Raw genomic sequence first — 13,374 nt, 5'->3', positions numbered from 1 at the left:
GATAGAATACGGATACCCCATCTTGGAATTACCCCAGTTTTTGATTACTTTTGGGTAAATTATGGATAAAATATGGACAAAAAGCTTAGGTTCGATTTTGCCACAACCCAGAGAATCATCACTAAGGTAGGACTCATCGACTCCTTTAAAGGTCAGTGGCTGACCCTTGAAAAACAGGAAAATCGATATCTAAAAGAACTCCGCAAAATTGCAACTATTCAGAGTATCGGTTCATCAACCCGAATTGAAGGCGCAACACTTACCAATGAGGAGATTGAAACCCTGATTAAGAATCTGAAAATCAACAAACTGGAAAGCAGAGATGAACAGGAAGTCATGGGATACTTTGAGGTGCTGGAAATCATCCTTGACAACTTTGATACCATCGGATTGACTGAAGGGAACATCTTTCATCTTCATAACCTCCTTTTGAAATTTAGTTCCAAAGACCAAAGTCATAAAGGCAGTTACAAGCAATTGTCAAACAAAGTTGTAGCAACTTACCCTGGCGGTAGCCAAAAAATTATTTTTAGTACTACTGAACCTTTTTTGGTTAAACCAGAAATGGATAATCTCCTGGAATGGACAAACAAGGGATTTGCCGAAGGTAATATCCACCCTTTAATCCTAATCGGCGCATTTATTTATGAGTTCCTTTCTATACACCCTTTTCAGGATGGCAATGGTAGATTGTCGCGATTATTGACTACCCTGTTACTTTTGAGGCAGGATTATGGCTTTGTTCAATACGTTTCGTTTGAAAATGAGGTAGAGCGCAGAAAAAAAGAATATTATCAAGCCCTGATGGATGCGCAACAAAAGAGAAATACGGAAGAAGAAATCATTAGTGTATGGATTTTGTTTTTCCTGGATTGCCTCGAATCATTGATTGTGAAACTTCAAACCAAATATGAACAATACAAGGAAAAAGGGCCATACCTGAATGAAAGACAAAAAAAGATACTCGATTTCATAAGAGAGAATGAACCGCTGAAAGTCGGAGATATCACAACTTCTTTTGCAAACGAGTCCAGAAATACCCTCAAAAAAGACCTCCAATATTTGAACCAGGAAGGCGTAATTGATAAATTAGGGCAGGGAAAGGGGACTATTTACGTCATGCGATCAAAAGGCGATGGAGAATAGCCAGGGAGACCAAAATAAAGATTCAGGTATTGAAAACCTTGCAGAAGAGCTATCTATAAGTTAGGTCTTCTATCGGAGGAACTCCGTACCTACCTGTACCTAACACTGTCGGAAATCCGGGACTACTTCACCTTTCAGGAATTTCGCGCCAGCATCCGGGCTTTTTTTGACAATATTTCCATCTATGCAGAAAAACTAAAAACCCTCATTACCCCCAAATTTCAAATCATTGGGCTTCCGCATTCCTAAACGTTTTGAGTATAAAAGATTTTTCGAATTCAGACTTTGTAAATGCAAAAGGAACTAATGGCCTCATTATATTTAAATAAAACTGCCACGAATAACTAAGTTTTCGTGCTGCGCGGGGATTGGGTTGTTACTACAAATCAAAAGATAACAGGAGAACATACGGGAATGAAGATAGGGAAAAAACGGAGGTTGCAATTATCCTCCCCTCTTCCCGAAAACCAGCACAGCGTCATATTTCCCTGCTTCGGATTTCCTGAGATTGACCCGGATGACATTATCTGACCCGGGAAAAAACATATAACAGGATTGAATAAGGGTATATCCGTTCTCGATTCGGTCATAATCATAAAAATAACCTTTGATACCTGGCAATTCACATGCAAGCACCTGGAATATAGTTGACTGAAACTGCTTCCGTACGGTTGCACTGTCGCTGTTTTCGTACATCACATAAGTGACCGTAGGCACCCCGCGCTGTTCCCGGAACACCCCGCTTTTCGCACCCGGGAAAAGTTTCGCTGCACGGTACTCTGCCGTGTTCTCGTTTATCTGCCGGAGCAATTCACCCTTATATCCCGGGAATCCGTTTTGGATAATTTCGGGCATAGGAGAAACTGAAGCACAGAAGGCTTGAGGGGACTTCACCGTTGCGCGCGCCACCAGCCAGGCCTGGTAAAACAGGAGTACAGAATGCTTATCCCTTGCAGAACTAAACACGTCACCATACAAAGACTGGTGTTTCTTCACTTCTGAGTCATTCCTGCTCCCACCTTCTGCAAAACGCTGAACGGCAAGGAGACGATTGTCACATTCATAATACAGGAACTTCACCAGGTTTCGGGCGGCATCAACATATCCCGGATCGCCTTCCGGTTCCTCTATTACCGCCAAACGGAAACGGTATCCCCAGAGCAAATTGTTGAGCCGCTTCCAGGATTCTTCCTTGGAGGAGACGTTGTCGCCGTTGAGAACATCCCGCCAATCCTGCAGCTCCTGCATGGCATTCGAGGTGATGACTTTCACCTCTGCCAACAGGGAATCCGCGGACTGCACCGGCTGGGCGTAAGAAATTCTTCCCTCAAAGGAAAGGAGGAGCAGGGGTATCAGGATTCTGAATTTCATTTTACTCATTTGAAACGGACGCAGACAAGGACGACAGCATATTTTCCATATTTGTTATGCATAAATACATCGAACCTGCAAGGTGCCAGGTCGTCATTATCTCCTTCATGATAAATTTGATATCGGAGATGAAGGTTGGGCGATTCTCTGATCAGTGCTCTGTTTGCTACCCTGTATTCAAACACCCCTCTCATCTTTGGCAGGTCGGTGGAAAGGATTTCCTTAGATATTTCATGGACTTTTAATGCGGCCTGGGTGCTGTCTTCGTATTCTGCCATGACGTATTCGACACCCGGCAGGTTTTCCGACTCGAAACAGATGCCCCGTAAGGCACCGGGGAGCGTCTTCGTAACCTGGTATTCAGACCTTCCACCGTTTCCGGTTCCTCGAAAATCACCCTTATATCCCGGAAAGTCCTGGTTCCCGGCATCAAGTAATTCCAGAACAGCCGATCGTAATTCTCCGTTTCCCTGAGAAGGGTCAAACCTGGCTGCCGCGTAGGCTTCCATGAAAAGAAAGCGTTCCTCCTCTGCCCGCATGAGGGTAACAACATCCGTACGTTTGTCGCGGTAACGTTCTTCGTTTTCACGCGCAGTAAAACGTAGGCTGGGGGGATTATCATGAATTTCGGCGATGGTGAGGTTTACCTCTTTATGCACATATTTGAGCAAATCCATGGCAGCATTGAAATACCCCGGATCTCCGAACGGAATTCTACCCCGGGCGTGTAAACTCCGGATGGCCCTGATGGATTCTTGCTTGAGAACCTCATACGCCCTTGCTTCAGCGTTCTTGTCGCCCAGAATGCAGCTTTTCTCCCATGCTAACACAAGGCCGATGACAGGGTCGGTGATGGCATGAATGGACTTACGATAGGGATCCTGACCAGGGAAAGCAGGAGGCTGAGCCTGGGCTAATGCGGCCAGAGAAGCAAATAGCGATATTAGAATAAAACGAGTCATAATAGAGGAAGAACCTTGCCATTTATACGAATGAAATTTATAAATTTTATCGAAAAGAAGCTGCATTTATCTCGGTAGAGATCAGGTAACTGTGCATATTACAAAAATTGAAAGATCGGAGCGGCTTATGTTTTCTATTCCCAAACTCCGATATTAAGCCCCCACCGGTCATCAGTTCGTTCGCTTTTGGCGACCTCGTGCGGCATATTGCTGACCGTTAACCTCAATTTGAGATGAGTAACAGATATAAAATACTGAGATCACCATTGTTCTTACTCGGATTGGGATTGCTCCTGGTCAATGATTTTTACTTAAAGTCAGAATATGGAAACTGGTGGACAGGGAAACTATCTGATATAGCGGGATTATTTATTTTTCCACTCTTTCTGACTGTTCTGTTTCCAAAACGGATCAAAGAAAGTTTCATCTTCACAGGATTGAGGTTTTTTATCTGGAAATTACCTCAGGCAAGTCAGGCCATTGCTTTCATCAATGACCATGGGGTACCCATTGGAAGAACTGTTGATTTTTCCGATTTAATGGCCTTATGTGTTTTGCCGCTTTCATTCATTTACTTTAGAGCATGTTAAGTTTTTAAAAATCGGGCAAAGGTCATTAGCTTGAGTTGACAAACAGAATCCAAAAAGACCTCCAATATTTGAACCAGGAAGGCGTAATTGATAAATTAGGGCAGGGAAAGGGGACTATTTATGTCATACGATCAAAAGGCGATGGAGAATAGACCGTGAAGAAGAGGGATATAAAACCAGTACTTCCAATTTGAATTGCGCCCTATTGAACATGCTACACTACCTTAATTTGGACTTAGGACGAGTGCCTGATAAGCTTTGACGTTGAGAATGCTGAAAAAATCTCCCATTTGCGATTGCGTTTGAAGATAGCCGGCTCCTATCTGAAAATCTTCCATTGACTTCCAGCCAATCAAAACAACTTTATCTCCAGTTTGTAAGTCGATAAACTCTTTATCAAATAAATAGCCATCCTGCTGAGCAATTAAATCGAAAAACCCTTTACGTTTAGCTTCAAAGTCATTTTCACTTCCGTCTTTGACTGTTCTTACAGCAACTTCCAAAACGTTGCCCTCAGAAATATGGTCTTCTAATTTGAAATCAGAACCATCGGCAGGTTGAACAGCGACAAATGCTTTCATATCAAATGTCCCAAAGAACTGACCTGCTTCCGGCGACGGCATCAAATTGTTGGCAATATTTTGCATGGCTTCGGCAGACTCATAGCGTGTCATTCCAACAAATACATCTGTATTGTCAGGTTCGGGCATGGTGAAAAATGACTTGAATTCCCAGTCTTTCTGAATGCCTTGTTGAGCTTTCAGTTTGCTAATAAAAGCAGTTCTTGCATTTACAAATGCTTCGTCTTGCCCTTCTTTTACTTTGCGAATGGCAATTTCTAAAACTGTATTTTGTTCCATTTTTTCTATTGATTTGAAGTTGAAAAGGCAAACTGTGAAGCAACCACTTCAAAAGTGCTGAAGTATTTTTGGGTTACTTCTTCTTTCATGATGGGTTCGGCAAGTTTCATAAAAGCTTCTTTGCTTTCGTACACCGTCATTCCGACAGTAAGACCTTCAATATCTTTTCCGCCAACGACTTTAAACTCATAGCTTTCTTTTACGCCTTCATAAGAACTTAGCAAGTCCACAAATTTTTTGCGGTATTCATTGAACTCCTTTTCCATTCCGGGTTTCACTCTGCGGACACCGATTTCAAGAATTTCGCCATTACCAGAAGCCAAAGTTTTTAAATTGAATTTCGGACCTTCTGATTGTTGCACAAAAACATAGGCTTTTAAGTCCATTGTTTTTTTGAACTTTAAGAACTTACTGACTACACCCATTTTCCCCTGAACTTTGCCAACGGTTTTATAGGTTTGATAATCAGTCATTCCAATAAAAACCTCGCTTTCGTCAGGCTTTGGCAATGCATAAAACGACTGAAACTCACGGTCTGCCAAAACGCCTTCTTGTTCTTTAAGCACGGTAATGAAGTTTTTTCGAGTTGCTTTAAACTCATCATTCATCCCATCCTTAACCAGGCGGATCGCTATTTCAGTAACAGGCTGTCCGGTTTTTTCAACCATTGATTTTTTAATAGGTGAGCAGGAAACAGCCCAAATTCCAACCAATCCTATGATCAATATTTTATTCATTGTATTCTGTTTTTTAATTCATTGCAAAACTCATTAGTAATGCATATTTTTGCAAGTAGTTACATTTATAGCTAATAGTTACTTTTTTAAAACTATTATTGATTTTCAATTACTTATAAGATGAAAAAAGTTGAAATAAATTCGGAGCGCTTCGACAATATGGTCCAAAACATCCACAAGTATGGTGGATGCCCAGTAAGTGCGACACTAAAAATCATTGGCGGAAAATGGAAACCTTTGATTTTGTACTTTATATCGGTTGACGTCAACCGCTTCGGACAACTGCAACGAATGATCCCTGATTGCAGTAAAAGAATGATGACAGTCCAGCTCCGGGAACTGGAAGATGATGGGTTGGTGCACCGTGAAGTGTTTGCGGAAGTGCCCCCCAAAGTGATTTACACGCTGACAGACAAGGGAGAAAGCCTGAGACCACTGTTTGGTGAATTGAGCAAGTGGGGCATTGAGAATGTATTGGAGCCCAGAATGAAGGAGAAAAAGTAAATCCTTTGCATAAAAACGAAATCTGACATCTGCAATCTGTTTATTATCAATAATAAATCAATAACCATGTACAGAATTAAATTATCTATTGTAGCCCTAATATTAATGTCTGTTTTGGCGTGCAAAAATGAAAGTAATAATGATGTAAAGGGCTTTGCCAGTGGAACCACCGAGATAAATGCCACGGGAACTTTAAAACCGAAAACACAAGGAACGGTAGTATTAAAGACAGACGGTCAAACCTACACCTTCGAAATGTCTGACGATGACTCTGAGCTTAAATTTTATACAGCAGAAAGTATACTCAACGTAGATGCTGCTTGTGAGATACACGCCAAAGACGGCAATAGCACAGCAGATATCGTAATAGAAGGAATGGGCAAGGGTAAAGACCAGTATGAAGGAAATGTTTCATTATCTTCTACACAATCGGTAGCAAGTTTTACCCAGGGAGAAAATAAATTTTCCTTTACAGAAGGAAATATAGAGATTGAAGATTTTTCTAAAAACACTGGAATAGTAAAACTAAAAGTTTCGGGTATTGGCACAATGCAAAAAGGAAACTCTTACCAAGATATGAAAGTGGATATTTCTGCAGAAATGGAAGTCAATGTTACAATATCTAATATCCGAACTTACAATTACACCCAATCTAATCAATAAATTTTATAAAATGAGAAGAACAGCACTATTCGTACTCTTATTTTCCGTAGTATCTCAATCGGTATTTGCCCAAAATGACAAAGCCGGCAGTAAAGACCATCCGATTATTCAGCGTTTCAACCAATCGTACATTTACGATTATGAAGAAACTTCCTTTGAACCATACAGTATTGTTACAGGAAAATCAAATGGTGCAAAATTTACTTCTACGCAGGAAATAGAAGGAAAAATTTATCGAATATTTTACAGTTTACCTACTGATGCAGGCTCTGTATATGAAATTTATACCAACTATCTCAACGCATTCAAAGGTAGCGGTGCTGAAATTCTTTTTAGTTGCAAAAACCTTTCGGACTGTGGTAAATATTTTTGGGATTTTTTACGAGAAGAGGACACTAAAATAAAAATGCCTGCATATTATGGCGAAGAGTTGGCCTATATTTCTGCAAAATTCAGTAAAGACGGAATGGGATATTATGTAACCGTAATTCCTGGATATGGGCTAAGCGAAATGGGGTATGAAGTAACCGTAGTTGAGGTGAAAGAAATGTCTCAGCAAATAACGCTCAGCAGTTTCGAAAAAGGAATGAAGGAAAAAGGTAAAGTATCGCTTTATGGAATTTTATTTGATACGGGTTCGGATGTAATTAAACAAAGCTCTTATGCCGAAATAGAATTAATAGCTCAATATTTAAAAAATAATCTCAGTAAAACAGTCTATATCGTGGGACATACAGATAATACAGGAGGTTATACGCTGAATATGGATCTTTCTGAAAAAAGGGCACAGGCTGTAATTAATGTTCTTACTTCAAAATATGGCATTTCGGCTTCAAGACTAACCGGTGCAGGTGTTGGACCTGTCGCTCCCGAAAGTGTTAATACCACTGAGGAAGGTCGAAAAAAGAATAGACGGGTCGAGGTTGTTTTGAATGAAAAATGATGGTGGAACGGCTATCTTCTCCTGCCTGCTGAGTGGTACACAGGAAAACAGAACAATGGGCTGAGATCAATCAGATAAACCCAATGCCGGGATTGAACACCATGTAGTAGCATTCAATCCCGGCATTTATTTTTTTACCCAGGGTTTTAGAGCTCGATCAATGTGGGTGCGCCTTTGCTTTTCAACCAGGTGTTGAACTGCTGCTTCTCGCTTTTGCTGAGCTGACTGGCAGTCTCTTCAAACTGCTGGAACAAATTTTTATTAGCGTTGGCATCCCTGAGGCTTTGCATGATGGCCATTTTGCCTCCAATCGTCTTCAGCCTGGCACCGGCCTCAGATTGAAACCCGGCACCATTCAGATAGCTGACAGTGGCCCGGATATGGCTGAGATCCACGGATTCGATGCTTTGACTGATAACTCCTCCGGCTACATTTTCAAAACAAAAGCAGGAAAAAACGCCACATGAACAGTTGTTGCCGCCCTGGGCCGAACAAAACCATCCCTTACATTGTCCGACAAACAGCATTTCCGGTTCCAACAACACAGAATAATTTGCCTCGTTTATACCAGGGGTATTTTTTTCAGGGTTAGTGGGCATCCAAAAACCTAGTAGGGGGAGCAAAAAAAATGATAGATACTTCATAGCTAAAATTTTTAAAAAGTGATTGATTTGTTGAAAATGTTTACCCTACAAAGATCGCCCGGGAAGTCAGCCATTGGCATCGGTTGAATTATGTAAAATGCCTACGCAGATCTGCGGAATTTGAACATGGGTAATCGGGGGTTGGGGGTACTACAGTCATACAGCTTCAGTTCAGGCGCATCGTGTAATGCCCACTGTAAGGATTGGGCTATAGCGCTTCAGATTTCCACTCATATAAACTCCACTTTTTTCTTTATCTTGATGGCCGTGGACAGCCACCAGTTAGAAATTTATGCTTCGGAGTGAGCTTCCGTCAGCCAAACCATAATGCCCGGTCTGATATTCTGATTATGAAAAAAATATTAATCCTGATAATCATAGCTTTGTTTTACGGTTGCTCGCCGACCGCCAGACAAGGTGAGGATAACCCACACGAGCAAGAAGCCGTCAATCCTGTCAAGGAACGTTTTGCTAAAATGGAATCCGATGCTTTAAAAGAACCCTATAAAGGGATATTTGCTGCCGATGATTCTATGAAAGATTTATTTCCTGTCAGAAGTACGAATGTGGCTACCGCCCCAATCATTGAGGCGGCAATTCTGTTTCTCGACGGTTTAAGTTCTGAACAACGCAATCGAACAACTTTTGAGGTTGATGATCAGGAATGGCGAAAATGGTGCAATGTGGACAATGGGATCTATGTTCGGCAAGGAGTGAGCTTAAAGGAAATGACTCAATTGCAGAAGAATACGGCATTCAATTTAATGCAGGTATCGCTGAGTGCAAAAGGACTTCAGCTAAGCAAAGACATCATGAAAACGGATCAGACGCTGAAAGAACTTAACAATGGATCGGCGGATTATGATGAAGAACTTTACTTCTTTACAATTATGGGCCAACCTTCCCAAACTGAGCCCTGGGGGTGGCAATTGGACGGCCATCATTTAGTGATAAATTATTTCGTCCTCGGTGACCAGGTCGTGATGTCTCCGGTTTTTATGGGAGGCGAACCCATTATAACGACAACCGGAAAATATAAAGGGAACACATTATTTCAGGACGAGCAAAACCTGGGGTTGGCTTTTATGCAATCACTATCGGCTGAACAACAAGCGATGGCTACCATCTCCAAAGACAAAACCAGGAACAATAATGTAGCTGAAGCTAACAAGGACAATTTAAATCTGGAGTATCAGGGTATCCGGGCGTCGAATTTATCAGACCCCCAAAAAGAAGAATTGCGGAATTTGATCTATCAATATGTGAGCAATATAAGAGAAGGACACCAACAGATAAAAATGGAAGAAGTGTTGCTTCATATTGATAATACGTGGTTTTCCTGGGTAGGAGAAACATCAGCGGATGCTGTGTTTTATTATCGCATTCATAGCCCTGTGGTATTAATCGAATTTGATCACCAAAGAGTTGTTGGAGTACCCAATGCCGATAATGGAAAACCAACAAGAAATCATATTCACACGGTAGTCAGAACCCCCAACGGAAATGACTATGGAAAGGATTTATTAAGGCAACATTTGGAAAGTCACAAACACTAAGCCGCAATCGCTAGTCGGGTTTCATCGATACACCATACGACAGCAATAACAAAAAACATTTGTACCTGCCCCCCCACAATCAGGACAATAAGTGAAGCTTGTCCCAAAACGTTACGTCTACTGTTATAAGAAGAAGAAAATTCCCCATAGAATTCAAGGCAGAAGCAGTATGAGGCGCACGCTAATAGTGGTCGTGTCTGAACTGCCTTGCGCAAAAGTTCGATTTGTCTCTTCCTCATTCACTCCTTGAGGCATTTTTTTTGTTAACCAAAGCCTCCTTTCTGCCATAACCTATTGTCAATACTCTCTTTTGACCCATTTGTCCGTTTATCAAATCTGAATTTATGAAATCACTTCTTCTCACCACATCCTTTCTGTTTCTTTATTCCCTGCTTCCGGCCCAAACAGGGATCAATCTCTTATGGCAAAAAGAACTTACCAATACTGCAGGTCCCAAGACGCTGGAACTCAACGCCGTGCAGGCCCTGGACAATGGTACCGTCGTGGCTGGATATTCTTCCACACAGGTCGGGATAATCATGTACATTGCCCGGTATCAAACCAACGGAACCCTCGCCTGGGATACAACTCTCGCCACCCCCAACAATAGTTCTTTTCTGCACCTCGCGCTGGACAATCAGGGAAATATTTACGCTGTCGGATCCGAAATCATTGGGGGCTTCAATGAGCGTCAGATCCACCTCATCAAGTTTAACGCCAACGGGCAGGTCCAGTGGCATCAGACCTACCGCGGTCCGTCCAACCAGTATGCCAGCCCCGGTCGCCTCCGGCAGGTGGGCAATTATCTCTACCTCGCTGGGAGCGAGAAAAGCAGCCAAAACTATGAGGTGACCTGGCTGGCTCAGTATGATCTGAACGGGAATCTTCAGTGGGATCAGACCTTCGATCCGGGAAGTGAGGCGGGTTTTGCCGACTTCGCGGTGGACAATGCCGGAAAAGTTACGGCTGTGGGCTATGCCGACTATGGCTATTCGTTCCTCGCCGTACAATATGCCAGCAACGGAACCCTCAACTGGCAATATCCAGATACCCTCACCAGTGATGTGGAAGCTTATCTCGTAGGTGTCGCCGCCGACGATAACGGAAATCTCTATGCGGTCGGTACGCTGGAGACCGGGCCTTTTTCTGAACAGGACATCGTTACCCTCAAGCTCAATCAGGACGGGGAATTCCTTTGGCAAAAACAATTCAATAATGGAGATGCCAATAGTGGCGCGGAGATCAGGCTGGGGACCAACGGTACAATCTATACCTTTGGCAACAAGGAGGATAACTTTGATGAATTTGCCTTAATCATCGCCTATGATTCCTCCGGCGCTAAATTATGGGAAGTGGACTACGAAATTGACTTCTACACGACGGTTGTAGCCGCCGAACTTGCTGCAAACGGAGATATTTATCTGGGCGTGCAGGATTTTGATTCGCTGGGTTTTGTGCGTTATTCCAGTACCGGTGCTCTGCAGACCACAAAGACTTACGGCGCCAACCAGGCGCAGTACCTGACCGATATTTCCCTCTCTGCCGATCATCTGTATGCAACAGGTGTGGAGGGGGAGCAGGCTACCACGACTCTGTTTTCCCTCCAATCCAATACCCTCGCGGAAGAATTTCTGGCACAACCCCGCGGGGAAGCCCTCAGTGATGCCCAGCCAGGGACCCTGATCACTGACGGCAACCATCTGTGGCTCTCGACCTTTTCCGACGACGGCGACACAGGTAGGTTTGCCATTACCAAACTGGATCCTGGCGGCCAGGTGTTGTGGGAGCGGAGTAAATCCTATTCTGCCGCGATCCCCTCATTTTCCTACCTTCAACACGATGGCGCTGGAAATGTCGCAGGTCTGTTTCAAAATAGCAAGAATGTCAGTGCGGGTTACAGCGGGCTGCTCAGCTATGATGCAAACGGTACAGAAAGGTTTACGGTATTGCTCGACAGCGCGGTAGTCTATGATGCAGGTGGACTGGCGCTCGACAATGCCGGCAATAGTTATATCACAGGCATCAACACCGGTACGAAACAGATGTTTATCTCCCGTTACGATGCCACAGGCACCTTGCAGTGGACACGATTCTACCAAAGTCCTTCCTCCAGTTTTCCCTATTCCAAACCCTATGAGATGAAATATACCGCCGGGGGAAAACTGGTCATTGCTGCGATCCACAAAGGCGCCAACAATGACAACGATCTCCACATCTTCCAATATACCACCGACGGAACCCTGGAGTGGCATAAAGATGTAGCCAACCAATCGGGCAACCTGACTGATTTTGCGGGCATGGAGATTGCGACAAACGGGGATATCAGCATTTTTGGCTCTTCCGGCATCGGCAATTATGTAGCGGCCCGCTTTGACAGTACGGGTACCTTGCTTTGGGATGAGAAAGGCAGTACCGGGAGCTTAGGTGCCCCACGCAGGATGGCGGTAGATACCCAGGGTCGTACCTATCTCTGTTTTTCCACCAACAGCCACGTCTATGTACGCCTGCTCAATACTTCCGGCGGACTGATCACCGACGCCCAACTTTCTCTGCCTTCTACAGGTAGCTTTTACTTTCCCTGGCGTTGTGCCATAGTGAATGATCAGTTGGCCATTTTGGGTGAGCATCTGACCCCTGCCGGGGGCGTGCCGTTTCAGATGCTGCTTGACAATCAGTTGAGCCTTGTCTACGGGTATATCGACTCTCTCCAGCGCGCCAAAATTCAGGCTATGGCGGTCGATCCCACGGGCGATCTGTACGGGGCCTACACCACAGGAGATCTTTCGCTGAGTGAGGGCTATCGGGGGGCATTGGTCCGGAAATATACCATCGGAACGGTAGGGTTGGAAGGCGACTTTCTGCCCGGCACACAAAGTATGCGGATTTATCCCAATCCCGCCCGGGAAGAGATTTGGGTAGGCCTGGACGTTACGCAACCGGGGCAATACCGATTCTCTCTCTATGACCTGCAAGGCCGCAGAGTTGCCAGGTTGGGAGAATCTACCCTTACCCCCGGGCTGCAGGAAATACGGTTTTCTCTTCCGGCACAGCTCAACGAAGGCGTGTATTTGCTGGGCGTAGCTTCCGAACAGGGACGGACTTTTCGGCGGTTGATGGTGCGGTGAGTTCACCGCATGAAACAACGACATGTACGGAGGCAACGGCAAGTTTTGATCCATGCAGTTAGTCCTCGAAATTCTATATTCACAAGCCCTGGCGCAAGCCGGGGCTTATGTTTTCCGTTCAGGCACATGGTATGCCCAACGTAATACCTATCTATCACGCTTCAAATTACGGATTCCTCAAACTCCACTTTTTTCTTTATCTTGATGGCTTTAAATAGCCGATAACCGGAAATGTTTGCTCCGCGGAGAACAGTCGTTCGCACTGATATTGTG

11 protein-coding genes are annotated in these 13,374 nt (G+C 43.9%); 6 read left to right on the top strand and 5 right to left on the bottom strand.

Annotation, left to right across the window (positions count from 1 at the left end):
• Nucleotides 1-72 precede the first annotated feature (72 nt).
• On the top strand, nucleotides 73-1,146 hold the full coding sequence (locus R3D00_23980; GenBank protein ID MEZ4776255.1) for a Fic family protein: 1,074 nt from the start codon (nucleotides 73-75) through the stop codon (nucleotides 1,144-1,146).
• Nucleotides 1,147-1,590: 444 nt separating this feature from the next.
• Here R3D00_23980 and R3D00_23975 read toward each other — a convergent pair whose 3' ends face one another.
• The 4 genes from R3D00_23975 to R3D00_23960 form a co-directional block, all read right to left on the bottom strand.
• Nucleotides 1,591-2,517: a hypothetical protein gene (locus tag R3D00_23975; GenBank protein MEZ4776254.1), complete on the bottom strand. Its 927-nt coding sequence runs from the start codon at nucleotides 2,515-2,517 to the stop codon at nucleotides 1,591-1,593.
• 5 nt (nucleotides 2,518-2,522) lie between these two features.
• A complete protein-coding gene (locus tag R3D00_23970) occupies nucleotides 2,523-3,479 on the bottom strand; it encodes a hypothetical protein (GenBank protein ID MEZ4776253.1) in 957 nt (318 codons plus the stop codon).
• Between the two features lie 814 nt (nucleotides 3,480-4,293).
• Nucleotides 4,294-4,929 (bottom strand): hypothetical protein, encoded by a 636-nt coding sequence (locus tag R3D00_23965; protein MEZ4776252.1) that lies wholly within the window; start codon nucleotides 4,927-4,929, stop codon nucleotides 4,294-4,296.
• A gap of 5 nt (nucleotides 4,930-4,934) precedes the next feature.
• Nucleotides 4,935-5,666: a hypothetical protein gene (locus R3D00_23960; GenBank protein MEZ4776251.1), complete on the bottom strand. Its 732-nt coding sequence runs from the start codon at nucleotides 5,664-5,666 to the stop codon at nucleotides 4,935-4,937.
• A 120-nt stretch (nucleotides 5,667-5,786) separates the two neighbouring features.
• Between R3D00_23960 and R3D00_23955 the strand changes: the two genes are divergently transcribed.
• From R3D00_23955 to R3D00_23945, 3 genes are all read left to right on the top strand, one after another.
• Complete coding sequence (locus R3D00_23955) at nucleotides 5,787-6,170, top strand: helix-turn-helix domain-containing protein (protein ID MEZ4776250.1); 384 nt, start codon at nucleotides 5,787-5,789, stop codon at nucleotides 6,168-6,170.
• Nucleotides 6,171-6,236: 66 nt separating this feature from the next.
• Complete coding sequence (locus R3D00_23950; protein MEZ4776249.1) at nucleotides 6,237-6,833, top strand: hypothetical protein; 597 nt, start codon at nucleotides 6,237-6,239, stop codon at nucleotides 6,831-6,833.
• A gap of 10 nt (nucleotides 6,834-6,843) precedes the next feature.
• On the top strand, nucleotides 6,844-7,776 hold the full coding sequence (locus R3D00_23945) for an OmpA family protein (protein MEZ4776248.1): 933 nt from the start codon (nucleotides 6,844-6,846) through the stop codon (nucleotides 7,774-7,776).
• 146 nt (nucleotides 7,777-7,922) lie between these two features.
• On the opposite strand, the gene R3D00_23940 is transcribed toward R3D00_23945, so the two are convergent.
• Complete coding sequence (locus R3D00_23940; protein ID MEZ4776247.1) at nucleotides 7,923-8,420, bottom strand: hypothetical protein; 498 nt, start codon at nucleotides 8,418-8,420, stop codon at nucleotides 7,923-7,925.
• A 350-nt stretch (nucleotides 8,421-8,770) separates the two neighbouring features.
• Here R3D00_23940 and R3D00_23935 point away from each other — a divergent pair, with 350 nt between their 5' ends.
• Both R3D00_23935 and R3D00_23930 read left to right on the top strand, forming a co-directional pair.
• A complete protein-coding gene (locus R3D00_23935) occupies nucleotides 8,771-9,976 on the top strand; it encodes a DUF3500 domain-containing protein (GenBank protein ID MEZ4776246.1) in 1,206 nt (401 codons plus the stop codon).
• A 344-nt stretch (nucleotides 9,977-10,320) separates the two neighbouring features.
• Complete coding sequence (locus R3D00_23930; GenBank protein ID MEZ4776245.1) at nucleotides 10,321-13,101, top strand: PQQ-binding-like beta-propeller repeat protein; 2,781 nt, start codon at nucleotides 10,321-10,323, stop codon at nucleotides 13,099-13,101.
• Nucleotides 13,102-13,374 lie beyond the last annotated feature (273 nt).

It is taken from the genome of Bacteroidia bacterium, from assembly GCA_041391665.1.
In the GTDB taxonomy this organism is placed as follows: domain Bacteria; phylum Bacteroidota; class Bacteroidia; order J057; family J057; genus JAGQVA01.
The sequence above is the reverse complement of the archived record's forward strand: the minus strand, read 5'-3'. Positions and strand labels throughout refer to the sequence as shown.

Excerpts from the sequence above, each read along its gene's own strand:
- R3D00_23970 (MEZ4776253.1), bottom strand. The coding sequence starts at position 3,479 with ATGACTCGTTTTATTCTAATATCGCTATTTGCTTCTCTGGCCGCATTA.
- R3D00_23980 (MEZ4776255.1), top strand. The coding sequence starts at position 73 with ATGGACAAAAAGCTTAGGTTCGATTTTGCCACAACCCAGAGAATCATC.
- R3D00_23945 (MEZ4776248.1), top strand. The coding sequence starts at position 6,844 with ATGAGAAGAACAGCACTATTCGTACTCTTATTTTCCGTAGTATCTCAA.
- R3D00_23940 (MEZ4776247.1), bottom strand. The coding sequence starts at position 8,420 with ATGAAGTATCTATCATTTTTTTTGCTCCCCCTACTAGGTTTTTGGATG.
- R3D00_23930 (MEZ4776245.1), top strand. The coding sequence starts at position 10,321 with ATGAAATCACTTCTTCTCACCACATCCTTTCTGTTTCTTTATTCCCTG.
- R3D00_23960 (MEZ4776251.1), bottom strand. The coding sequence starts at position 5,666 with ATGAATAAAATATTGATCATAGGATTGGTTGGAATTTGGGCTGTTTCC.
- R3D00_23935 (MEZ4776246.1), top strand. The coding sequence starts at position 8,771 with ATGAAAAAAATATTAATCCTGATAATCATAGCTTTGTTTTACGGTTGC.
- R3D00_23975 (MEZ4776254.1), bottom strand. The coding sequence starts at position 2,517 with ATGAAATTCAGAATCCTGATACCCCTGCTCCTCCTTTCCTTTGAGGGA.
- R3D00_23955 (MEZ4776250.1), top strand. The coding sequence starts at position 5,787 with ATGAAAAAAGTTGAAATAAATTCGGAGCGCTTCGACAATATGGTCCAA.
- R3D00_23950 (MEZ4776249.1), top strand. The coding sequence starts at position 6,237 with ATGTACAGAATTAAATTATCTATTGTAGCCCTAATATTAATGTCTGTT.
- R3D00_23965 (MEZ4776252.1), bottom strand. The coding sequence starts at position 4,929 with ATGGAACAAAATACAGTTTTAGAAATTGCCATTCGCAAAGTAAAAGAA.